Origin of the sequence: Planosporangium mesophilum (genome assembly GCF_016863255.1) — a bacterium.
Taxonomy (GTDB): Bacteria; Actinomycetota; Actinomycetes; order Mycobacteriales; family Micromonosporaceae; genus Planosporangium; species Planosporangium mesophilum.
This window is the reverse complement of record NZ_BOON01000007.1, coordinates 57066-80049: the sequence shown is the minus strand read 5'-3', so window position 1 is coordinate 80049 and position 22984 is coordinate 57066. Positions and strand designations below refer to the sequence as shown.

Below are 22984 nucleotides of genomic sequence, written 5' to 3'. Positions count from 1 at the left end.
CATGGTTGACGTGCGGATCCTGGTGGCCGAGGACGAACCCCTCATCGCCGACGCGGTGGCCGAGTGGCTGCGACGCGACGCCCTCGCGGTCGACGTGGCCTACGACGGCGACACCGCCCTGGAGCGTCTCGGGGTCGACGAGTACGACGTGCTGGTCCTCGACCGGGACCTGCCCGGCGTGTGCGGTGACGACGTGTGCCGGGCCGTGGTCGAGTCGGGCGCCCGTACCCGGATCCTGATGCTGACCGCGGCCACGGCCGTCCGCGACCGGGTGACCGGGCTGGGCCTCGGCGCCGACGACTACCTGATCAAGCCGTTCGCGTTCGTGGAACTGTCCGCGCGGGTGCAGGCGCTGCTGAGGCGGACCCGACCGGCCGACCCGCCGGTCCTGGAGCGCGGCGGGATCCGGCTGGACCCGGCGCGGCGGGAGGTGCGCCGGGACGGCCACCACGTCGCGCTGTCCCGCAAGGAGTTCGCGGTGCTCACGGAGCTGCTGCGCGCCGACGGCGCCGTGGTGTCCGCCGAGGACCTGCTGGAACGGGCCTGGGACTGCAACATCGACCCGTTCACCAACGTGGTGCGGGTGACGATGATGAAGCTGCGGCGCAAGCTGGGCGACCCGCAGGTGATCGAGACCGTACCGGGAGCGGGGTATCGGATCGCGTGAAACGTCTGACCATCCGGATGCGGCTGACCGTGCTGTACGGCGGCCTGTTCCTGCTCGCCGGGGTGACCCTGCTCGGGGTGACGTACCTGCTGGTCGGGCAGCGGCTGGCTGCCCGCGACCTCAAGTCGGGCGTCGCCGTCGACGTGTCCAAGGCGAAGCTGCTGGCCGGTACCGACGCCGTGGTGAAGGTCAACGGCGGCGAGCCGATGACGATCGAGGAAGCGGCCCGCCTGTTCAACGAGCGGCAGGCCCGGTACCGGCAGGACACCCTCAACTCGCTGCTGACCCAGGGTGGGGTCGCGCTCGTCGTGGTCGGGGTGGCCGCGTCCGGCTTCGGCTGGCTGATCGCTGAGCGGGCGCTGCGGCCGGTACACGAGATAACCGCCACGGCGCGGCGGGTGGCCGCCGGCGCGAGCGCACACCGGGGCCTGCACGAACGGATCGGGCTGTCCGGTCCCCGGGACGAGATCAAGGAGCTGGCCGACACCTTCGACGACATGCTCGAGCGGCTGGACCGCTCCTTCGACGGGCAGCGGCGGTTCGTCGCGAACGCGTCGCACGAGCTGCGTACCCCGCTGGCGATCAACCGGGCGCTGGTGGAGGTCGCGGTCACCCGGCCGGACGCGAGCCCGGACATCCGGCAGTTGGGCGACACGCTGCTCGCGGTGAACGCCCGGCACGAACGGCTCATCGACGGCCTGCTCATGCTGGCCGACAGCGAGACCGTGGTGGCCGACCCGGCACCGGTGGACCTTCGCGACGTCGCCGCACACGTACTCGACCAGTGCCCGATCGGGGAGTTGACGGTACGGCCCGCATTGAGCCCGGCACCCACCCACGGCGACCCGGTACTGCTGGAGCGGCTGGTGCAGAACCTGGTCGAGAACGCGGTGCGGCACAACGTGCCGTCCGGTTGGCTGACGGTGTCGTCGCGGACCGACGCCGGTCGCGCGGAGGTGACGGTCACCAACACCGGGCCGGTCGTGGCCCCGTACGACGTCGAGGCGATCTTCGAGCCGTTCCGGCGGCTCGGCGGGGACCGGGTGGGGTCCGAGCGGGGCTCCGGTCTCGGGCTGTCGATCGTGCGCGCGGTGGCGCGCGCCCACGGCGGAGAGGTGACCGCGGTACCGCGGGACGGCGGCGGCCTCGTGGTCACCGTCCGGCTGCCGGGGCACCCTGCCTAGGCGGGCGTCCTGGTCAGCCTGCCGATCTTCTCCCACACTGCCCGCAGCGCGGCGAGGTGCTCGTCGAGGTTCGGCAGCTTCGCGCCCATGGTGTTGATGCAGATGTGGGTGGCGCCGAGCCTCTCCCACTCGAACGCCTCGTCGGCGACGGCGTCGGAGCCGTGCGGACCGTACTGGATCCGGCCCTCCATGCCGATCCGGTCCGGGTCGCGGCCGGCCTCGCGGGCCGCGTCGTCCACGATGCGCTTGGCCGCCGCCAGGTCCGGACCGGGGCGCATCTGGGGGAACCAGCCGTCGGCCATCCGCCCGGCCCGGCGAAACGCGGGCGGCGAGTCCGCGCCCATCCAGATCGGGATCGGCCGTTGTACCGGCGGCGGGTTGATCCCGGCGGCGGTGATCCGGTCGAACGTGCCGACGTGGGTGACGTTGGGCTCGGTCCACAGCCGGCGCAGCAGTTCGATCTGCTCCTCGATCCGCTTGCCGCGCAGCGAGAACTTCTGGCCGAGCGCCTCGTACTCGACCGGGTTCCAGCCGACGCCCACGCCCATCCGGTACTTGCCACCGGTCAGGATGTCGACCTCGGCCGCCTGCTTGGCCACCAGTACGGTCTGCCGCTGGGGCAGAATCAGGATCCCGTTGACCAGTTCCACCGAGGTGATCGCGGCCAGGTAGCCGAAGAGCACCATCGCCTCGTGGAACTGGGTGTGGATGTCGTACGGGCCGGTCCAGCCGTGGTAGTGCTCCGGATCGGCGCCGACGACGTGCTCGTAGGCCAGGATGTGGTCGTACCCGAGGTCCTGGACCCCCGTCGCGTACGTTCTGATCGCGGCCGGTTCCGGCCCGATCTCGGTCTGCGGGAAGACGACTCCGACACGCATCCGACCCGCACCTCCGCCTCGGTCAGCCGTTGGGGTCCTCGACCGCCATCTCGGCGAAGAGGGAGTCGGGGAGCTCCTCCACAGCGACGTCACCGAGGGCGATGATGCCCACCAGGCGGTCACCGTCGAACACGGGCAGGTGCTTGATCGCGTGTACCCGCATCAGCCCCTCGGCCGCCTTGAGATCGTCGTCGGGGGCGACAGTCACCAGGTCCCGGGTCAGCACGTCGCCCGCGGTCACGGCGCGCGTGTCGGCGTCCTCCGCCACGGCACGGACCACGACGTCGCGCTCGGTGACGATGCCACATACCCGGCCGCGGTCGGTGACGAGCACATCGCTGATTGACGCGTCGCGCATCTGCCGGGCCACCGCGGAGACAACGGTGTTCACGTCCATCGTGATCGGATCGCGGGTCATGACCTCGCGTACGGTCGTCATCAGGGGCCCCCTCGTCGACCGGAGTTCCCTGACGCGCTACCCCGCCGGCACCGGGCAAAACCTCAGGCCTCCGCGGGCGTGGTCGCCTCCGCAGGCGTGGTCACCTCCACGGGCGTCACCGCCGGCCCGGTGACGGGCCCGGCCGGCGTACCGTGCCGGTCGACGACCACGAACCGGCAGGACCCGAAGTCCAGCACGTCTCCCGGCGTGATCGGGGCCGGGCCGGGCAGTCTCCAGCCGTTGACCCAGGTGCCGTTGCGCGAGCCGAGATCGGTGACGACCCAGCTACCGCCGACGTACATCATCAGGGCGTGCCGGCGCGACACGGAGATCTCGTCGAGGTGCAGGTCGACGTCGTCACCCCGGCCGATCACATACTCGCCGGGAACCGGCGGAAGAGCCAGCTCGCGGATCCCACGCGCCGAGCCGGGCCGCCAGGGCAGCCACCGGACCAGCCGCGCCGCGCACCGGCGGTACAGCCCCGTGACCCGTACCGGCAGGGTCGGTCCCGGCGGCAGGTCTGCCACCAGGGCGTCGAGGTCGGTCCGGCGCCGGGCGTCGAGCGCGAGGACGAGCCTGCGGACGAAGGTGACCTCCGACAGCCGCCCCTGGCGTAACTGTCCCCGCAGCGCCCGTACGGTCTCCTGACGCTCCCGGTCCGACGCGCGCATCTCGACCTTCGACCGATCCATGGCCCCATTGTCGAGGAAGGTCCCCCGCCATTGCGAGCATCAATATCTACGCATACGGGCCGGACGACCGACAGCGCGGCGTCCGGCCCGGCGTATTCGGCTGTTTCAGGTTCGCGGAGGGGCAATCGGGCGGGTGCGGCCATGCCGGCCGCGGCTTCGCCGGAGAAGCGTCAGTGACCGGCCTCGGCGTGGTACCGGTCGACGATCTCCTGCTTGATCCGGCCACGGTCGGACACGGCGATTCCCTTGGCCTGAGCCCACTCGCGGATGGCCCGGTTCTGGTCGCGGTCCACGCTGGCGGTGCCGCGACCACGCGCGGCCGGACGGGCCGCGATCCCGCCGGAGCGGCCGACCTTCGTCCCGGCGGCGAGATACGGCGCGAGCGCGTCACGCATTTTCGCGGCGTTCTCCTTGGACAGGTCGACCTCGTACTGAACGCCGTCAATAGCGAACTTGACGGTCTCGTCGGCCTCGCCGCCGTCGAGGTCGTCGACCAGCATGTGGATCGTACGCTTAGCCATCAGGGTGGTCCTTCCAAAAATATGCCGCCTACCGTCGAGTAACGATAGCGGCCAATCCACAACAGCGCAAAGACATGTTTATCGTCGGCCCATTGAGCGCGAGCCGACGAGAATATTCATTAGTAACGTTTCTCCGTCGCTGTTCGCTTTCTCGCGGTGACGAGCAGTTACCGAAAAGGGGTCGGTCCCCGTATCGGAAGATACGGGGACCGAGCGCGTACGGTTACCGGCAAGGCGACCGCCTTGGCGCAACCGGTCGTTGACCAGCGCCGAAAACCGGCGTCCGGCGTGCGTCAGACGAGGCGGACCCGCTCCGCCTGGGGGCCCTTCTGGCCCTGCACGATCTCGAACTCCACCCGCTGGTTCTCCTCAAGCGAGCGGTAGCCGTCGGACTCGATGGCGGAGAAGTGAACGAACACGTCGTTGCCGCCCCCGTCCTGGCTGATGAAACCGAAGCCCTTGTCGGCGTTGAACCACTTCACGGTACCCTGTGCCATCACGAAACTCCCTGTCAGGCGCGGAGATCTGCGATCGCAGATCTGAAGCCGTCTTGGTCTAGCGGCCCCACATCGCCTAACCCACTGACAGCAGCAACCCAACAGCGCGATCCGTCAAACGGCTGCGATAAGGCGAACCCCTACCCAAAAACCTCGGTAACGCTAGCAAGAACCCGGCAGCTTTCATAGTCGGGGCGCCACTCCCGCGCGTCGCCGACGGAGAGCCGACGGAGAGCCGACGAGAACCGGCGGAGAATCCGCCGCGAACGACGCATCGACGATCCGCCGTGGCCGGCCCCGGCCGGTTACCCGCGCCGGCCTGTCGACCCGGGATCGGCCGGCGGTACCGGCAGCACGGCCCTTGACCCTTCAACGTTTAGGCCGATGGATCGGTGGTTATGCAAAGGGCATAGACACCGGACGAAAGGTAGCCATGAGCATCAGTGGAAAGTCCGTAGCGTTCCTGGTTTCCAAGGAAGGAATCGAGCAGGTCGAGTTGACCGAGCCGTGGAAGGCGGTCCAGGAGGCGGGCGGCACGCCGCGGCTGATCTCGGTGGAGTCCGGGGAGGTACAGGCGTTCAACCACCTGGACCCGGCGGACAAGTTCCGCGTCGACGAGCCCGCCGAGCAGGCCCGCGCCGAGGAGTACAGCGCCCTGGTGCTGCCCGGCGGGGTCGCCAACGGCGACCTGCTGCGCTGGCAGGAACCGGCCCGTGACTTCGTACGCCGGTTCGTGGCCACCGGTCGGCCGGTCGCGGTGATCTGCCACGGCGGCTGGGTCCTCATCGACGTCGACGCCGTGCGCGGCCGGCGGATCACGTCGTGGCCCAGCCTGGCCGTCGACTACCGCAACGCCGGGGCCGACTGGGTCGACGAGGAGCTGGTCGTGTGCACCGGCGGGTCCTTCCCGATGATCAGCAGCCGCAATCCCGACGACCTACCGGCCTTCTGCCGGGAACTGGTGTCGCAGGTGGAGAAGGTCGACGCGACGACCACCGCGACCGCGAATTGAACAGATCCTGAACAGATCCGGTCGGCCCCGCAGGTTTACCGGACCATGACCGGGTAGGCACCCCCGCCCGAGTGTCGGCGGACCGTGCCGGCCAGGCGTGAGGAGGTGCCCGGGATGGGGCGCTACGGGGACGAGATCAGACAGCTGGCGGCGCCGCTGAACGATGCCGCCGACTTCGACCCGTTACTGGACCGCATCGACGGAGCCCGGATCGTGATGCTGGGCGAGGCCAGCCACGGTACGCACGAGTTCTACCAGTGGCGGGCGCTGCTGACCCGACGGCTGATCGAGGAGCGGGGCTTCTCGTTCGTCGGCGTCGAGGGCGACTGGCCCGACTGCGACCGCGTGGACCGGGCGGTGCGCTGCCGCGGCGACGCGCCCGACGACCCGTACGAGGCGCTCGAGGCGTTCGAGCGGTGGCCGACCTGGATGTGGGCCAACGAGGAGGTCGTCGAGTTCTGCCGGTGGCTGCGCGACCGCAACGTCGGCCTGGAGCCCGGCCAGCGGGCCGGGTTCCACGGCCTCGACGTGTACTCGCTGTGGGAGTCGATGCGGGAACTCATCCTCCACCTGCGCGAGCACGACCCGGCACGGGTCGCCATGGCGATCGAGGCGTACCGGTGCTTCGAGCCGTTCGGCGAGGACCCGCAGCGGTACGCCATGGCGACCCGGTTCGTGCCCATGAGCTGCGAGGACGACGTGGTCAAGCTGCTGCGCGCGGCGCGGGAGCACGCCTCCACCGGCGGCGGCGGCGAGGAGTTCACCGTGCGGCAGAACGCCGAGGTCGTGGCCGGCGCCGAGCGGTACTACCGGGCGATGGTGGCCGGCGGCGCGAACTCCTGGAACGTCCGCGACCAGCACATGATGGACACCCTGGACCGGCTGCTGGCGCACTACGGGCCGGCGTCCAAGGCCGTCGTCTGGGCGCACAACACCCATGTCGGGGACGCCCGCGCCACCGACATGACCCGGGCCGGGATGTTCAACCTCGGCCAGCTCGGCCGGGAGCGCTACGGGCGCGACAACGTGGTCCTGGTCGGGTTCGGCACCCACCGCGGCACCGTCATGGCCGGCTCCGAGTGGGGCGCGCCGATGGAGGTGATGCGGGTACCGACCGCCCGGCCGGGCTCCCTGGAGGACGCCCTGCACGCCGACGCACCGCCGCGGGCGCAGTTCGTCTTCCCGCCCGCCGGCGGCGACCGGCCCGGCCTGCTCACCGACTGGCTCGACCACCGGGCCATCGGTGTGGTGTACCGCCCCGACCGGGAGCACTGGGGCAACTACGTACCGACGAAGCTCGGTGACCGCTACGACGCGTTCTGCTGGTTCGAGCAGTCCCGCGCCGTGCGCCCGCTGCACGTCTACCGGGTCTCGACCGAGGAGCCGGAGACCTACCCGGTCGGCGTGTGACAACGCCGTGACGCCCAACGGCGCGTCGCGGCCGCGACGCGCCGTTGGTGTGCGCTCCGTTCAGCCGCCCACGCCGCTGGCCTGCCAGCCCAGCCTGCCCAGCAACTGCCGGGCCTGCTCGGCGTAGTCGTCGTCCACCACCACCGCGTACGTACCGGCCTGGATCTCGCTGCGGGAGGCGAAGTCCCGCCGGCCGCCGGTCATGGCGTGCGCGATGGCCCCGAACGCGGCGCCCCACAGGGCACCGATGATCAGGCCGGTGAGCAGCAGGGCCCACCAGGCCGACACGGTGAAGATGCTCAGCAGCAGGCCGATCAGCAGGCCGAACCAGGCACCGGTACCCGCGCCGGCGAGCGCCGCGCGGGCGGTGGTCAGCCGGCCCAGTACCTTCTCGACCAACCGCAGGTCGGTCCCGACGATCGTGGTGTGCTCGACCGGGAACTGGTTGTCCGACAGATAGTCCACGGCGCGCTGCGCCGACTCGTAGTCGGGGAAGCTCGCGACGGTCACGGTCGGGCGCCCGGAGCTCGGGCCACCCATGCTGCCGCCCGGCGCCGATGGCACCCCGGCCGGGCCGGCCGGAATGTTGGATCCGGAGCCGGGTACGCCCGGCGCCGGACGGTCTGCGGGATTCGACGGCATGGTCACATATACCTCCCTAGTCCCGGCGTGCCTTCCCTCAGATGCCGACCGGTAACGCCCGCCGCTCACTCCGCCCGGGGCTCGAAGCGGACCGTGGTCAGACAGCGGCCGGTCGCGGTCTGCGGTCCACTGCCGACGATCACCGCCGGGGTGTGGTGCTCCAGCTCCCCGTACGTCCCGCCGCGACGGCCGGCGTCGTTGTACCCCTGGACCGCGTCGCCGTCCGGGCCGGTCGTCTTCGACCGGGGCAGATCGCAGTAGGGCAGCCCGGGATGGAGGTCGAACCGGCGCTCGATCGTCACGTACCCGCCGGGCACCGGGTGCCGGTAGGCGCAGTGGCCGGTCGCGACCGGTGCCCGGAGGCCGATCTTGAACCGGTCCAGGCCGGAGATGTCCAGCTCCAGGGCCTCGTCGCCCACGTACAGGTGGCCGGAGGTCACCGGCTCGTAGTAGTCGCGGTAGGCCGGAACCCCCTGGTAGCCGACGAACATCCGGCCGCCGGCCGGCACCTGGAGGACGCTCCACGCGCTCACCGGCTCGCCGTCCGGCCCGTCGACCACCTCCAGGCTGGCGGTACTGGCGTAGACCGCCTCGCCGGGGCCGCCCGGCCGCCACTCGAACTCCCGCCGGGCCACGACGGTCATGTCGCCGGCCCCGTGCAGGTCGCGCAGGTGCGCCGTGGCCAGCAGCCGGCAGGACCGCTCGTCGAGGGCCTCGACGTGCCAGTGCCCCGGGTCGATCTCGTCGGGTACGACGTGATCGCGCGCCGGGTCGAGCGCCGGGTCCCGCCAGAACCAGGAGTACTCCGGCCCGAACCACAGCCGGTCGCCCCCGACGTTCCAGTCGGCCGCGTCGGGGGCGGTCCAGTACGCCTCGCGCCCCGCCACCCGTACCTGGAACACCCGCCCCCGGTCGGGTGCGAACGTCAGCGTGGCGTCGTCGCTCCAGCGCCAGATCGGCTCCATGTCGCCTCCTCGGTGGGGATGCGGGCGACCACTCCATCCTCTCAGTAAGTGAGATCACTGACCATATTGCGGACGGCCGATCTGTGTCCCGGATCCTGGACTATTCTCGACCGCGTGCTCAACGACCGCGTGCTCAAGAACGAACCCGTGCGTACCCTCCTGCTCGAGAACATCCACCCGGTCGCGGTGGACCTGCTGAAATCGCAGGGGCATGAGGTAGAGACCGTCTCCCGGGCGCTGGACGAGGACGAACTGATCAAGGCGCTCGACGGCGTCCACCTGCTCGGCATCCGGTCCAAGACGCAGGTGAGCGCGGCCGTCCTCGAGGCCGCCACCGAGTTGCGGGCGATCGGCGCGTTCTGCATCGGTACCGACCAGACCGACCTCGGCGCCGCCGCGCGCCTGGGCATCGCGGTGTTCAACGCCCCCTTCTCCAACACCCGCAGCGTCGTCGAACTGGCCGTGGCCGAGATCATCGCGCTGACCCGGCGGCTGACCGAGAAGAACGCGGCGATGCACGAAGGGGTCTGGAACAAGGACGCCACCGGCAGCCACGAGATCCGCGGACGCACCCTGGGCATCGTCGGCTACGGCAACATCGGCACCCAGCTGTCGGTGCTCGCCGAGAACCTGGGCATGCGGGTGGTCTTCTACGACACCGCCGACAAGCTGGCGCTGGGCAACGCACACCGCTGCGCGACCCTCGACGAGCTGCTCGAGGTCTCCGACGTCGTCACGCTGCACGTGGACGGGCGCCCCGGCAACAGCGGGTTCTTCGGCGAGGAGCAGTTCGGCCGAATGCGGCCCGGCAGCCTGTTCCTCAACCTCAGCCGGGGCTTCGTGATCGACCACGAGGCCCTGCGCCGGCACCTCGACTCCGGCCACGTCGCCGGCGCCGCGGTCGACGTGTTCCCCACCGAGCCCAAGGGGCGCGGCGACGAGTTCCGCTCCACGCTGCGCGGCCTGCCGAACGTGATCCTCACCCCGCACATCGGCGGCTCCACCGAGGAGGCCCAGTCCGACATCGGCTCCTTCGTCGCCGAGAAGCTGCACCGGTACGTGGTGGACGGCGCCACGACGCTGAGCGTGAACCTGCCCTCGCTCGCGCTTCCGCTCCCCCGGGACCTGCATCGCCTCGCCCTGGTCCACCACAACGTCCCCGGCGTCCTCGCCGAGGTCAACAGCATCCTGGCCGCGCACTCGGTCAACATCGAGAGCCAGCTGCTGGGCACCCGGGGCGAGGTCGGCTACCTGCTCACCGACATCCGCTGCGACTACCCCGAAGACGTGCTGACCAGGCTGCACACGATGAAGCAGACGATCCGGCTGCGGGTGCTCCCGTGGCTGACCTGATCGAGGCGCTCCGCGCCGTCGTCGGTGAGGCGCACGTCCTCGTCGACGCCGACCTGCGGGCACCGTACGAGACCGACTGGACCCGCCGGTTCACCGGCCAGGCGTCCTGCGTCGTGCGCCCGGCCAGCACCGAGGAGGTCGCCGGCGTCGTCCGCGCGTGCGCGGCGGCCGGTGCCCCGATGGTGGTCCAGGGCGGCAACACCGGCCTGGTCGGAGCCGGCGTACCGCGCGGCGACGAGGTGCTCGTCAGCCTCACCCGGCTGCGCGACCTGGAGCCGGTCGACCGGATGGCGGCGCAGGTGACGGTCGGGGCCGGGGTGACCCTGGAGGCCCTGCAGAACCACGCCCGCGCCGCCGGGCTGGACTTCGGCGTCGACCTCGCCTCCCGCTCGTCGGCCACGGTCGGTGGCCTGGTGGCCACGAACGCCGGCGGCATCCGGGTGCTGCGCTACGGCAGCATGCGCACCCAGCTCGCCGGGCTGGAGGCGGTACTGCCCGACGGCACGGTGGTGAGCCGGTTGACCGGCCTGACCAAGGACAACACCGGGTACGACCTGACCCAGCTGCTCGCCGGGAGCGAAGGCACGCTGGGCATCGTCACACGGGTACGGCTGCACCTGGTGCCCCTGCTGCCGGCCCGCGCCGTGGCGCTGGTCGGGCTGGCGGACACCGACGCCGCCCTGGAGCTGCTGTCGGTCGCCCGTGACCGGCTGGCCTCGCTGTCGGCCGCGGAGATCTTCTACGCCGACGGGCTGCGGCTCGTACGAGACCACGCGGGGCTGCCCGCGCCGTTCGCCGAGGAGTTCCCGGCCTGCGTGGTGCTGGAGTGCACCGACCGTACCGACCCGACCGACGCGATCCTGGACACGCTCGCCGAGTGCGAGGCGGTCGGCGACGCGACGGTCGCCTCCGACGCGGCCGGCCGGGCCCGACTCTGGGCGTTCCGGGAGACGCACACCGAGGCGATCAGCGCGGCGGGCATCCCCGTCAAGCTCGACGTCAGCGTCCCCCTGGGCGAGCTGCCCAGTCTGGTACGCGAGCTTCCGGGCACGATCGCCGCGGTCGCGCCCGGGGCCCGGCCGATCCTCTTCGGGCACGTCAACGAGGGGAACATCCACGTCAACGTGCTCGACGTCGGCGACGCGTACTCCGAAGTGACGGACGCCGTGCTGCGCCTGGTCGCGGCGCACCGGGGCAGCATCAGCTCCGAGCACGGCATCGGCCGGGCCAAGGTCGCGTGGCTGGGGCTGTCCCGCTCGCCCGAGGAGGTTGCCGCCATGCGCCGCATCAAGGACGGGCTGGACCCGGCCGGGCTGCTCAACCCCGGCGTCCTGCTCCCCTGCGAGACCGGTTCCTCGGGATAATCCCGCCGCTTCGGGGTCATACAAAGGGTGAGGTGCCAGGAGGCCTCACCCGGCGACCCGAGGGGGATTTACATGGGTACGGTCCACGACGCGACCTACGAGGTGCTGCGCGGCCTGGGAATGACCACCGTCTTCGGCAACCCGGGCTCGACCGAGGAGCCGTTCCTCACCCGCTTCCCGTCCGACTTCACGTACGTGCTGGCGCTCCAGGAGGCCTCGGCGGTGGCGATGGCCGACGGGTACGCGCAGGTGACCGGCGTGCCCGCCCACGTCAACCTGCACACCACGCCCGGCGTCGGCAACGGGATGGGCAACCTCGCCACCGCGTGGCACAACCGGGCCCCCCTCGTCGTGTCGTCCGGCCAGCAGCACCGCGACATGCTCCGGCTCGAACCGCTGCTGACCAACCGGTACGCGCAGTTGCTGCCGATGCCGTACGTGAAGTGGAGCTACGAGCCGGCCCGTGCCCAGGACGTGCCGCAGGCGTTCATGCAGGCGTACGCCCGGGCGGTACAGCCGCCCGCCGGCCCGGTCCACCTGTCGATCCCGATGGACGACTGGGACCAGCCGGCCGACGGCGCGCCGACCCTGCGGACCGTCAGTACCCGGGTCGCCCCCGAGCCGGAGCGGCTGCGCGAGTTCGCCGACGTGCTCGCCGGCGCCCGCAGCCCGGCTCTGGTGATCGGCGGCGGCGTGGACCGCAGCGGCGGCTGGGACGACGCGGTACGTCTGGCGGAGAAGCTGCGCGCGCCGGTGTGGGCGCCGCCGCTGAACGAGCGCACCGGCTTCCCCGAGGACCATCCGCAGTACCGGGGCATGCTGCCGCCCGCGATCGGGCCGCTGGGCGAGCAGTTGCGGGGCCACGACGTCGTCGCAGTGATCGGCGCTCCGGTCTTCCGGTACTACCCGTACGTGCCGGGCGAGTTCCTGCCCGAGGGCACCCGACTGCTGCACGTCACCGACGATGCCGACGAGGCGGCGCGGGCGCCGGTGGGTGACAGCCTTCTGGCCGACGCCGCCCTGGCCTGCGCCGCCTTCGCCGATGCGGTACCCGCGTCGGACCGGCCGGCGCCGGAGCCGCAGCAGGCGCCGCCGACCCCGGAGCTGGGCACGCCGCTGTCGCCGGACGCGCTCTTCGCCACCCTCGCGCGGGTCTGGCCCGACGACGGGGTCCTGGTCGAGGAGAGCCCGTCGAACGTGAAGATCCTCAAGCAACACCTGCGTCTCCGTCGGCCGGCGTCGTACTTCACCGCCTCCAGCGGCGGCCTGGGCTACGGGCTGCCGGCGGCGGCCGGGATCGCGCTGGGCGAGCGGCACACCGGCCGGCGGCGGCCGGTGGTCGCGGTGATCGGCGAGGGCTCGTTCCAGTACTCCGTGCAGGCCCTGTGGACGGCCGCGCAGCACAAACTGCCGATCGTGGTCGTCGTCCCGGTCAACGAGGAGTACGGCATCCTCAAGGCGTTCGCGGACTTCGAGCACACCCCGGGCGTACCGGGGCTGGACCTGCCGGGCCTGGACGTGCCGACCATCGCGCGCGGGTACGGCTGCCAGGGCCAGCGGGTCGAGGACGCGGACGGGCTGGGTGACGCAGTGGCCGTGGCGACCAAGGCCGACGGCCCGACGATCCTGGCGGTACCGATCACGAAGGAGGTACCGGCGCTCGTCTGACCGTCGGCCTCCCCGTGATCACCGGAGCGGGGGCGCGGGCTGATCACAGGAGCGGGAGCAGGGCGCGACGCAGCCCGGTCAGGCCGGCGACCGGGTGCCGGCCGAGCTCGGCGCCGGTCGCCGGATCGTGCCAGCTCACCGCCCCCGGACGGCCCGCGTACAGCCGGGCGCCGTCGCGGCTGGTCGCCAGTCCGCGCACCTCGCCGCCCAGCTGCCAGGTCGACGCGACCGCCGGCGTCGCGAGGTCGACGGCGTACACCCGGGAGTCGGCGCCGAGGAAGAGCCGGCCGCCGTCCGGGGAGACCGCCGTGCAGGCGGTACCCGAGCCGGTTGGCACCGGTACGACCCGTTGCACGGTCAGCAACTCGGTGTCGGCTACGGTGAGCCGCCCGCTGGTCAGGTCCGCCACGTACAGCGCCGTGCCGTCGGGGCTGACCGCGAGGGTGTGGCCGGCCGCCGGGCCGTGGCCGAAGGGTTCGGGCAGGTCGAGGCAGTACGCCCAGCCCTGCACCAGGTTGAGCACGTGCACGAACGCGTGCACGTCGCTGCGCCGGCCGCCCGCCAGCAGATCGCGGGTGTGCTGGTGGTCGGGCTGGTGGGTGTAGAGCGTGTACAGCGTCCCGCCGTCCGGGGCGTACACCGCCTGTCGCCGCTCGCCGCGCATCTCCTCCTCGGCCCCTTGCGGTACGGGGGTCTTGTCGCGGCCCAGCAGCGGGCCGGGCGCCCCGGTGCCGAGGTCGACCATCCGTACCCGGTACCGGTCGGGCCCCGTCGGTGGCAGCCGGTCCAGCACGAACAGACCCTCGTCGTCGGTGCGGAACGCGTCCGGCTCGTAGTTTCCGGGCAGCTCCAGGCGGCGCTTCTCGCCGGCCCCGTCGGCGATCACGATCGTGGTGCGCTCGCGCCCCGCCGGCTCGTCCGCGGCGGTCAGCGCCACCGCTCCCCCGGCCGAGGCGACCCGGGGCACCCACCGCCCGGCCAGCGTGTGCCGGTGGATGACCTGGCCGGTGGCGGTGTGGACGCCGGTCAGGTCGGTCGCGCCGGCGCCGGTGGACGCCGCCGCGTACAGCGTCCTCCCATCCGGGGCGCACACCGCCGCGCCGGCGGCGCGGATGTCGGTACCCCGTACCGTCGCCAGCCCACCGGTGGTCTCCACCAACAGCGGATCGGGTACGCCGGAAGGGTCGCCGGGCCGCTTCGGCCGCCGGCTCGCCGCGAGGGCCGCGCCGCCACCGAGCAGGCACGCGGCCCCGCCCGCGATCGTCAGGAACTGCCGCCGTGTGGTCATGCCCGGTTGACACCGCACGCCCGGTACGGGTTCCGGCGGAACCCGTCGGACCCGGCCGGTGTCTACAGTGGCGACAACCCGGGTTCGGAGGTGGACAACTGGACGACGCCGAGTTCGTCGACCGCGCCCGCGCTGGTGACCTCGACGCGTACGAGGTGCTGGTCGCGCGACACAGTGCGTTCGCGCACCGGACCGCGTGGCTGCTCGGCGCCGGAGACGACGCCGAGGACGTAGTACAGGAGGCGTTCGTGAAGGCGTTCCGGAGGCTCCGCCTGTACCGGGGCGACTCGCCGTTCCGGGCCTGGCTGCTGGCGATCATCGGCAACGAGACGCGCAACCTGCACCGGTCCCGGAGCCGCCGCGACGGACTGGCCCTGCGGGCCGCGGCGCTCGGCGGGCCCGGCCCCGAGGCTCCCGACCTGCCCGGCGACGCGGCCCTGGCCGCCGAGCGCCGGGCCACGCTGCTGGACGCGGTACGCCAGCTCGACGAGCGCGACCGGGACGTGGTGGTCTGCCGGTACCTGCTCGATCTCAGCGAGGCCGAGACCGCGCAGGTCCTGGGCTGGCCGCGCGGCACGGTGAAGTCGCGTACCGCCAGGGCGCTGGTGAAGCTGCGTACCCGTCTCTCGGCCGGCCTGTCCAGGGAAGTGCCCCATGGCTGAGCCGCGCCGCGACGGACCCGTCGACCTCGCCGCCGAGCTGCGCGCGCTCGGCGGATGGCTGGACACGCCCGAACCGCCCGATCTGCGTCCGGCGGTGCGGGCCCGCCTGACGGCGGACGAGCCGAGGGTACGGCGGCTGCCGTCGTTCCGGCCGCTGCCGGGGGTACGGTGGCTGCCGTCGCTCCGGCGGCGCTGGCTGGTGGCAGCGGCGGCCCTCCTGGTCGCCCTGACCCTCGCGGTCCTCCCGCCAGGCCGGGCCGCGGTCGCGCACGCGGTCACCGGTCTGCTCCGCTTCGCCGGCATCGAGGTGCACCGGGGGCAGCCGTCGGTAGGGCCGACGCCGAACCCGACCCCGAGCCCGCTGCCGTCGATCCGGTCGGCGGCCCTCGACGAGGCCCGCCGCCAGGCCCGGTTCCCGGTCCTCGTGCCGGCGCGCCTTGGCGTACCCGGGGAGGTCCTGCTCGCCGACCCCGCGGGCGACGGCGCGCCGCGGGTGGTGTCGCTGGTCTACCGCGGCGGCGTGCGGCTCGACGAGTTCGACGGCCGGCTCGAACCGGGGTTCGTGAAGTCCATGGCCGGGCCGCAGACCGAGTGGTACGAGGTCGCCGGGCGCCCCGCGCTGTGGCTCCCCGATCCGCACGTGCTGGAGTACGTCGACCGCCAGGGCGTGCGCCACACCGAGACCCGCCGGTTGGCGGCGGCGACCCTCGTCTGGACCGACGGGACGGTCAGCTACCGACTGGAGGGGGCGCCGAGCGCCGCCGAGGCGCTGGCGATCGCCCGCACCCTCGCGTGATCACCGAGAGTCTGCGGTGCTGGGACACCGCAGACTCTCGATGATCATGACAAGGAGCGCAGTGCCCCGGAGACGAGGGCCCGGGCCTCCTCCTGGATCCGGGCCAGGTGCTCCGGCCCGCGGAACGACTCCGCGTAGATCTTGTACACGTCCTCGGTGCCCGACGGGCGCGCGGCGAACCAGCCCGACTCGGTACCGACCTTCAGCCCGCCGATCGCCGCGCCGTTGCCCGGCGCGGTGGTCAGCGTCGCGGTGATCGCCTCGCCGGCCAGGGTCGTCGCCGTCACCTGCTCCGGTGACAGCCTGCCCAGCACCGCCTTCTCCTCGCGGGTCGCCGGGGCGTCGATCCGGGCGTACGCCGGGTCGCCGAAGCGCTCGACCAGGTCGGCGTAGTGCTGGCTGGGGGTACGCCCGGTGACGGCGGTGATCTCCGAGGCGAGCAGGGCGAGGATGATGCCGTCCTTGTCCGTGGTCCAGACCGAACCGTCGCGGCGCAGGAACGAGGCGCCGGCGCTCTCCTCACCGCCGAACCCGACAGAGCCGTCCAGCAGTCCGGGTACGAACCACTTGAAGCCGACCGGTACCTCCAGCAGCGGCCGGCCGAGGTCGGCGGCGACCCGGTCGATCATCGCGGAGGAGACCAGGGTCTTACCGACCGCGGCGTCGGCGGGCCAGTCGCGGCGGTTGCGGTACAGGTAGTGGATCGCGACGGCGAGGTAGTGGTTGGGGTTCATCAGGCCGGCGTCGGGGGTGACGATGCCGTGCCGGTCGGAGTCGGCGTCGTTGCCGGTCGCCACCTGGTACCGCGACCGCTGCTCGATCAGCGACGCCATCGCGTACGGCGAGGAGCAGTCCATCCGGATCTTGCCGTCCCAGTCCAGCGTCATGAACCGGAACGTCGGGTCGACCTCGGGGTTGACCACGGTCAGGTCCAGCCCGTACCGGTCGGCGACCGCCGCCCAGTACGCCACGCTGGCGCCGCCGAGCGGGTCGGCGCCGATCCGCACGCCGGCCGAGCGGATCGCGTCGAGGTCGACCACGGACGGTAGGTCGTCGACGTACGCCGACAGGAAGTCGTACCGTCCGGTGGTGTCGGCGGCCCGGGCGCGGGCGTACGGGATCCGCCGCACCCCCTTCAGCCCGTCCGCGATCAGCGCGTTGGCCCGGTCCTGGATCCACCGGGTGGCGTCGGTCCCGGCCGGCCCGCCGTTCGGCGGGTTGTACTTGAAGCCACCGTCCGGCGGCGGGTTGTGCGACGGCGTGACCACGACCCCGTCGGCCAGCCCCGACGAACGCTGCCGGTTGTGGACCAGGATCGCGTGCGACAGCGCGGGCGTGGGGGTGTACCCGTCCCGGCTGTCGACGAGGACGGTGACCCCGTTGGCCGCGAACACCTCCAGAGCGCTCACCGTCGCCGGCTCGCTCAGCGCGTGGGTGTCCCGGCCGAGGAACAGCGGCCCGTCGGTGCCCTGCTCGGCGCGGTACTCGCAGATGGCCTGGCTGATCGCGACGATGTGGTCTTCGTTGAAGGCGGCGTTGAGGCTCGACCCGCGGTGCCCCGAGGTGCCGAACGAGACCTGCTGCGCGGGCTCGTACGGGTCGGGGTGCTCGGCGTAGTACGCCGTGATGAGCCGGGGAACGTCGACGAGGTCGGCCGGCTGGGCGGGCTGACCGGCACGGGGATGGAGTGACATGGATGGACCTCCTCGCGGCGCGACAACGGTACGGGTCGCACGGACCTACGTTCCCAAGATCCGGACGAATTGAACGTGACCAAGACGATTCCGCATCTGGCCGCGCCAATTCGTCTCAGGCTGGCTAACGTAACAATCATGACCGGTCGGTTCATGATCGAAGATGTCACGCCGTCAGTGGCGTGTGGGCGTTACCCCGCCAAGGCGGTCGTCGGTGAGCTGGTGCCGGTGACGGCACGCTGCTACCGGGAGGGTCACCAGGCGCTGGGCTGCAATGTCGTCTGGCAGGGCCCGGACGGCAGACCCAGGCCGTTCACCCGGATGGAGCCCGCCGAGGACGACCTCTGGTGCGCGACGATCAAGCCCGACGCGGTGGGCTGGTGGAGCTTCACCGTCGAGGCCTTCGACGACCCGTACCGGTACTGGCGCGACTCGGTGATCAAGAAGATCGACGCCGGTCAGGGCGCCGAGGACCTCGCCAACGACCTGGCCGAGGGCGCGCAGATCCTGGAGCGGGCGGTGAAGATCGTCCCGGAGGAGTCGCAGGCACAGGTCCTGGACGCCATCGCCGCACTCCGCGACGGGGAAGCGCTGTACCCGCGGGTCGCCCCCGCCCTGGCCCTGGCCGAGCTGCTCTGGCAGTACCCGGTACGGGAACTGGTCACCACCAGCGAGGAGCACCGGATCTGGGTCGACCGCGAACGCGCGCTGTACTCGTCGTGGTACGAGTTCTTCCCGCGCTCCGAGGGCGCGAAGGTCTCCGACGACGGCACGGTCGTGCGGCACGGCACGTTCGCCACCGCCAAGCAGCGACTGGCCGGGGTCGCGAAGATGGGCTTCGACGTGCTCTACCTGCCGCCGATCCACCCGATCGGCCGGGTCAACCGCAAGGGCCGCAACAACTCCCTGACCACCGAGCCGGGCGACGTCGGCTCGCCGTGGGCGATCGGCTCGAGCGAGGGCGGCCACGACACGATCCACCCGGAGCTGGGCACCCTCGCGGACTTCCGGTCGTTCGTCAAGGCTGCCTCCAGGGTCGGCCTGGAGGTCGCGATGGACCTCGCGCTGCAGACCGCGCCGGACCACCCGTGGGTCGCCGAGCACCCGGAGTGGTTCACCACGAAGCCCGACGGGACGATCGCGTACGCCGAGAACCCGCCCAAGAAGTACCAGGACATCTACCCGCTCAACTTCGACAACGACCCCGAGGGGATCCGCGCCGAGATCCTGCGGGTCGTGCTGCACTGGGTGGAGCAGGGCATCAAGATCTTCCGGGTCGACAACCCGCACACCAAACCGTTCGACTTCTGGCACTGGTTGATCTGGAAGGTCAAGGAGGTCGACCCGGACGTGCTGTTCCTGGCCGAGGCGTTCACCCGGCCGGCCATCATGCACGGGCTGGGCAAGATCGGCTTCACCCAGTCGTACACCTACTTCACCTGGCGCACGAACGCACGTGAGATGCGGGAGTACTGCGAGGAGCTGGTCGCCTCCGCCGACCACATGAGACCCAACTTCTGGCCCAACACCCCGGACATCCTGCACGAGACGCTCCAGCACGGCGGCCCGCCGATGTTCAAGATCCGGGCGGTCCTGGCCAGCATGCTGTCGCCGTCGTGGGGCATGTACGCCGGCTTCGAGCTCTTCGAGCACCTGCCCCGGCCGGGCGCCGAGGAGTACCTCGACAACGAGAAGTTCCAGCTGCGCCCCCGGGACTGGGCGGCCGCCGAGGCCGAGGGGCGGTCGCTGGCCCCGTTCATCGCGCGGCTCAACGAGATCCGGCGGGAGAACCCGGCCCTGCACCGGCTGCGCAACCTGCGCTTCCACGAGGTCGACAACGACGCCCTGCTGTGCTGGTCGAAGCGCGATCCCGACAGTGGCAACACGGTCCTGGTGGTGTGTACCTTCGACGCCGGCGGTGTCCAGTGGGGCAACACCACGCTGGACATGCCCGCGCTCGGCATGGACTGGCACGAGCGGTTCACCGTCACCGACGAGGTGACCGGGACGAGCTACGACTGGGGGCAGCACAACGCGGTCCGGCTCGACCCGTTCCTGCAGCCCGCCCACATCTTCACGGTCCGTCGGCGCGTTTAGTCCATATTCACGTTTAGTGTTCTGACAACCGCGGGTAGGTAACACAATATGGAAGCGACGGATCAGCAGCCCGATCCCGCGATCGGAAGCCATGTCGCTTCCGATGGAGTCGTCGAACACCCGACCGCCGGTGACTTCGGCCACGCGCGCATTCTGCCCGCTGACCCGACCTGGTTCCAGCGGGCGGTCTTCTACGAGGTCCTGGTCCGGGCCTTCTACGACTCCAACGCCGACGGGCTGGGCGACCTGCGGGGACTGATCGAACGGCTGGACTACCTCCAGTGGCTCGGCGTCGACTGCCTCTGGCTGCCGCCGTTCTACGACTCACCGCTGCGCGACGGCGGCTACGACATCCGAGACTTCTACAAGGTGCTGCCGGAGTTCGGCACCGTCGACGACTTCGTGGCCCTGCTGGACGCGGCGCACAAGCGCGGCATCCGGGTGATCACCGACCTGGTCATGAACCACACCTCCGACTCCCACCCGTGGTTCCAGGAGTCGCGCAACGACCCGACCGGCCCGTACGGCGACTACTACGTCTGGAACGACACCGACGAGCGGTACGCCGACGCGCGAGTGATCTTCGTCGACACCGAGGAGTCCAACTGGACCTACGACCCGGTGCGCCGGCAGTTCTACTGGCACCGGTTCTTCTCCCACCAGCCCGACCTCAACTACGCCAACCCGGCCGTACAGCAGGAGATGCTCAACGTCCTGCGGTTCTGGCTCGACCTGGGCATCGACGGGTTCCGACTGGACGCGGTGCCCTACCTGTTCGAGGCCGAGGGGACCAACTGCGAGAACCTGCCGGCCACCCACGAGTTCCTCAGGAACTGTCGCAAGGTCATCGATGACGAGTTTCCCGGCCGGGTGCTGCTGGCCGAGGCCAACCAGTGGCCGGCCGACGTGGTGGAGTACTTCGGCGACCCGGAGACCGGCGGCGACGAGTGCCACATGGCGTTCCACTTCCCGCTGATGCCTCGCATCTTCATGGCGGTCCGCCGGGAGTCGCGCTTCCCGATCTCCGAGATCCTGGCCCAGACGCCGGCCATCCCGTCGAACTGCCAGTGGGGCATCTTCCTGCGCAACCACGACGAGTTGACGCTGGAAATGGTCACCGACGAAGAGCGCGACTACATGTACGCCGAGTACGCCAAGGATCCGCGGATGAAGGCCAACGTCGGCATCCGCCGGCGGCTCGCCCCGCTGCTGGAGAACGACCGCAACCAGATCGAACTGTTCACCGCGCTGCTGCTGTCGCTACCCGGATCCCCGGTGCTGTACTACGGCGACGAGATCGGCATGGGCGACAACATCTGGCTCGGCGACCGTGACGGTGTCCGCACGCCGATGCAGTGGACCCCCGACCGCAACGCCGGGTTCTCCCGGGCCAACCCGGGACGGCTCTACCTGCCGATCAACCAGGATCCGATCTACGGCCACCAGGCCGTCAACGTCGAGGCGCAGCGCGACAGTTCGACGTCGGTGCTCAACTGGACGCGCACCATGCTGGCGGTGCGGCGCCGGCACGAGGCGTTCGCTCTCGGTACGTTCCACGACCTGGGCGGCTCGAACCCGAGCGTGCTCGCGTTCATCCGCGAACACGACGACGACGTGGTGCTGTGCGTGAACAACCTGTCCCGTTTCCCCCAGCCGATCGAGCTGAACCTGCAGCCCTGGGCCGGGTACAAGCCGATCGAGCTGACCGGGCGCGTCCCGTTCCCGCCGGTCGGGCAACTGCCGTACCTGCTGACGCTGCCCGGGCACGGGTTCTACTGGTTCCAACTGTGCCCGTCCGAGGAGAACGCATGACTCCCCCCGAGGAGACGATGACGCTGCCCTTCGCCGAGTGGCTGCCGCGCCAGCGCTGGTACGCCGGGCGCAACCGGACCCTGGCCGGGGTACGGCCGGGGTCGCTGACCCGGCTGCACGACGACGTCGACCACGTCCTGCTCGACGTCACCTACGCCGACGGCGGGAGCGAGCGCTACCAGGTCCTCGTCGGCTGGGACCGGGTGCCGGCCGCCGAGTTCACCCAGGTCGCGACGATCGGGTCGCACGGCGACCGCACCGCGTACGACGCGCTGTACGACGAGGACGTGGCGCGCCGCCTGCTGGCCATGATCGCCGTCGGCGCGGCAGTGGACCGCCTGCGCTTCATCCTCGAGCCGGGCGCGCAGGTGCCGCTGGACGCGCCGGCCCGGGTCGGCGACGCGGAGCAGACCAACACCAGCGTCGTCTACGACACGTCGGCCATCCTCAAGGTCTTCCGCCGGGTGTCGGCCGGCATCAACCCCGACCTAGAGCTCAACCGGGTGCTCGCACGGGCCGGCTGCCCCCACGTTGCCCGCCTGCTGGGCGCGATCGAGAGCACCGACGACGACGGGCAGCCGGTGTCGCTGGCCATGGTGACCGAGTACGCGGAGAACTCCGCCGACGGCTGGGCGATGGCCACCACGAGCGCCCGGGACCTGTTCGCCGAGGCGGACCTGCACGCCGACGAGGTGGGCGGCGACTTCGCGGCCGAGTCGTACCGGCTCGGCGAGGCCGTCGCCGCGGTCCACCGGACCCTCGCCAAGGAGCTGGGCACGTCGACCGCGCCGCCCCCGGCCGACGCCATGATCTCCCGGCTCACCGACGCGGCCGGCGCGGTACCGGAGCTGGGCCCGTACCTGCCCGCCATCGCCGCGAAGCTGCGCGAGGCCGCCGACCAGGAGATCGCCGTCCAGCGCATCCACGGCGACCTGCACCTGGGCCAGGTGCTGCGCACCCCGTACGCCTGGCTGCTGATCGACTTCGAGGGCGAGCCGGGCCAGCCCCTGGAGCAGCGGCGCCGCCTCGACTCCCCGCTGCGCGACGTGGCCGGCATGCTGCGCTCGTACGAGTACGCCGCGTACCAGCTGCTCGTGGAGGAGCCGGACAACACGCAGCTCGCGCACCGGGCCCGGGAGTGGATCGAGCGCAACCGGACCGCGTTCTGCGAGGGGTACGCCGGCGGGGCCGGCTTCGACCCCCGCGAGCAGCAGGCGCTGCTGTGCGCGTACGAGCTCGACAAGGCCGTCTACGAAGTGGCCTACGAGGCCCGGCACCGGCCGACCTGGATGCGGATACCGTTGCAGGCGATCGAACGGATCGTCGGCTAACGCCTCTCTCAC

At 71.4% G+C, this 22984-nt stretch carries 22 protein-coding genes; 12 read left to right on the top strand and 10 right to left on the bottom strand.

Annotation, left to right across the window (positions count from 1 at the left end):
- Positions 1-10: 10 nt before the first annotated feature.
- Both Pme01_RS05370 and Pme01_RS05365 read left to right on the top strand, forming a co-directional pair.
- The gene (locus Pme01_RS05370; protein WP_203935440.1) at positions 11-667 is read left to right on the top strand and encodes a response regulator transcription factor; all 657 of its coding nucleotides are present in this window, start codon (positions 11-13) and stop codon (positions 665-667) included.
- Positions 664-1851, top strand: coding sequence for a sensor histidine kinase (locus Pme01_RS05365; RefSeq protein WP_168117084.1), 1188 nt, complete (start codon positions 664-666; stop codon positions 1849-1851). The genes Pme01_RS05370 and Pme01_RS05365 overlap by 4 nt, the downstream gene beginning before the upstream one ends.
- Here the strand turns inward: Pme01_RS05365 and Pme01_RS05360 are convergent.
- From Pme01_RS05360 to Pme01_RS05340, 5 genes are all read right to left on the bottom strand, one after another.
- Entirely contained in the window at positions 1848-2729 is an 882-nt protein-coding gene (locus Pme01_RS05360; protein ID WP_168117085.1) for an LLM class F420-dependent oxidoreductase, read from the bottom strand. The genes Pme01_RS05365 and Pme01_RS05360 overlap by 4 nt on opposite strands.
- Positions 2730-2751: 22 nt before the next feature.
- Positions 2752-3168 carry a CBS domain-containing protein gene (locus Pme01_RS05355; protein ID WP_168117086.1) on the bottom strand — a complete coding sequence of 139 codons (417 nt, stop codon included), beginning with the start codon at positions 3166-3168 and terminating at the stop codon, positions 2752-2754.
- Between the two features lie 62 nt (positions 3169-3230).
- A complete protein-coding gene (locus Pme01_RS05350; RefSeq protein ID WP_168117087.1) occupies positions 3231-3860 on the bottom strand; it encodes a DUF1707 and FHA domain-containing protein in 630 nt (209 codons plus the stop codon).
- Positions 3861-4030: 170 nt separating this feature from the next.
- Entirely contained in the window at positions 4031-4381 is a 351-nt protein-coding gene (locus Pme01_RS05345; protein WP_168117088.1) for a histone-like nucleoid-structuring protein Lsr2, read from the bottom strand.
- 293 nt (positions 4382-4674) lie between these two features.
- Positions 4675-4878: a cold-shock protein gene (locus Pme01_RS05340; protein WP_168117089.1), complete on the bottom strand. Its 204-nt coding sequence runs from the start codon at positions 4876-4878 to the stop codon at positions 4675-4677.
- A 433-nt stretch (positions 4879-5311) separates the two neighbouring features.
- Between Pme01_RS05340 and Pme01_RS05335 the strand changes: the two genes are divergently transcribed.
- A complete protein-coding gene (locus Pme01_RS05335) occupies positions 5312-5890 on the top strand; it encodes a type 1 glutamine amidotransferase domain-containing protein (RefSeq protein WP_168117090.1) in 579 nt (192 codons plus the stop codon).
- Positions 5891-6004: 114 nt separating this feature from the next.
- On the top strand, positions 6005-7300 hold the full coding sequence (locus tag Pme01_RS05330) for an erythromycin esterase family protein (protein WP_168117091.1): 1296 nt from the start codon (positions 6005-6007) through the stop codon (positions 7298-7300).
- Between the two features lie 60 nt (positions 7301-7360).
- Here Pme01_RS05330 and Pme01_RS05325 read toward each other — a convergent pair whose 3' ends face one another.
- Both Pme01_RS05325 and Pme01_RS05320 read right to left on the bottom strand, forming a co-directional pair.
- Positions 7361-7942: a YflT domain-containing protein gene (locus Pme01_RS05325; protein ID WP_168117144.1), complete on the bottom strand. Its 582-nt coding sequence runs from the start codon at positions 7940-7942 to the stop codon at positions 7361-7363.
- A 65-nt stretch (positions 7943-8007) separates the two neighbouring features.
- Positions 8008-8907 carry an RNA-binding protein gene (locus Pme01_RS05320; RefSeq protein ID WP_168117092.1) on the bottom strand — a complete coding sequence of 300 codons (900 nt, stop codon included), beginning with the start codon at positions 8905-8907 and terminating at the stop codon, positions 8008-8010.
- Between the two features lie 114 nt (positions 8908-9021).
- On the opposite strand from Pme01_RS05320, the gene serA reads away from it, so the two are divergent.
- The 3 genes from serA (at position 9022) to mdlC (ending at position 13292) form a co-directional block, all read left to right on the top strand.
- Entirely contained in the window at positions 9022-10260 is a 1239-nt protein-coding gene (gene serA / locus Pme01_RS05315; protein WP_275408494.1) for a phosphoglycerate dehydrogenase, read from the top strand.
- Positions 10248-11624: an FAD-binding oxidoreductase gene (locus Pme01_RS05310; protein WP_203935439.1), complete on the top strand. Its 1377-nt coding sequence runs from the start codon at positions 10248-10250 to the stop codon at positions 11622-11624. Before serA ends, Pme01_RS05310 begins: the two co-directional genes overlap by 13 nt.
- A 72-nt stretch (positions 11625-11696) precedes the next feature.
- Entirely contained in the window at positions 11697-13292 is a 1596-nt protein-coding gene (gene mdlC / locus Pme01_RS05305) for a benzoylformate decarboxylase (RefSeq protein WP_168117093.1), read from the top strand.
- Between the two features lie 43 nt (positions 13293-13335).
- Here mdlC and Pme01_RS05300 read toward each other — a convergent pair whose 3' ends face one another.
- Both Pme01_RS05300 and Pme01_RS31370 read right to left on the bottom strand, forming a co-directional pair.
- Positions 13336-14580, bottom strand: coding sequence for a YncE family protein (locus tag Pme01_RS05300; RefSeq protein WP_168117094.1), 1245 nt, complete (start codon positions 14578-14580; stop codon positions 13336-13338).
- A 62-nt stretch (positions 14581-14642) separates the two neighbouring features.
- Positions 14643-14768, bottom strand: coding sequence for a hypothetical protein (locus tag Pme01_RS31370; RefSeq protein ID WP_275408496.1), 126 nt, complete (start codon positions 14766-14768; stop codon positions 14643-14645).
- Between Pme01_RS31370 and Pme01_RS05295 the strand changes: the two genes are divergently transcribed.
- Together Pme01_RS05295 and Pme01_RS05290 are read left to right on the top strand one after the other, a co-directional pair.
- On the top strand, positions 14736-15242 hold the full coding sequence (locus Pme01_RS05295) for an RNA polymerase sigma factor (protein ID WP_239088036.1): 507 nt from the start codon (positions 14736-14738) through the stop codon (positions 15240-15242). The two genes, Pme01_RS31370 and Pme01_RS05295, sit on opposite strands and share 33 nt — an antisense overlap.
- The gene (locus Pme01_RS05290; RefSeq protein WP_168117095.1) at positions 15235-16038 is read left to right on the top strand and encodes a hypothetical protein; all 804 of its coding nucleotides are present in this window, start codon (positions 15235-15237) and stop codon (positions 16036-16038) included. The genes Pme01_RS05295 and Pme01_RS05290 overlap by 8 nt, the downstream gene beginning before the upstream one ends.
- Positions 16039-16082: 44 nt before the next feature.
- Here the strand turns inward: Pme01_RS05290 and pgm are convergent, their stop codons facing one another.
- Positions 16083-17732, bottom strand: coding sequence for a phosphoglucomutase (alpha-D-glucose-1,6-bisphosphate-dependent) (gene pgm, locus Pme01_RS05285; protein WP_168117096.1), 1650 nt, complete (start codon positions 17730-17732; stop codon positions 16083-16085).
- Positions 17733-17870: 138 nt separating this feature from the next.
- On the opposite strand from pgm, the gene Pme01_RS05280 reads away from it, so the two are divergent.
- From Pme01_RS05280 to Pme01_RS05270, 3 genes are read left to right on the top strand one after another with little or no spacing between them, the layout of a single operon-like run.
- A complete protein-coding gene (locus Pme01_RS05280) occupies positions 17871-19829 on the top strand; it encodes an alpha-1,4-glucan--maltose-1-phosphate maltosyltransferase (RefSeq protein ID WP_168117097.1) in 1959 nt (652 codons plus the stop codon).
- A gap of 48 nt (positions 19830-19877) precedes the next feature.
- Entirely contained in the window at positions 19878-21641 is a 1764-nt protein-coding gene (gene treS / locus Pme01_RS05275) for a maltose alpha-D-glucosyltransferase (protein ID WP_168117098.1), read from the top strand.
- Positions 21638-22972, top strand: coding sequence for a maltokinase N-terminal cap-like domain-containing protein (locus tag Pme01_RS05270; RefSeq protein WP_168117099.1), 1335 nt, complete (start codon positions 21638-21640; stop codon positions 22970-22972). Before treS ends, Pme01_RS05270 begins: the two co-directional genes overlap by 4 nt.
- Positions 22973-22984: the final 12 nt, after the last annotated feature.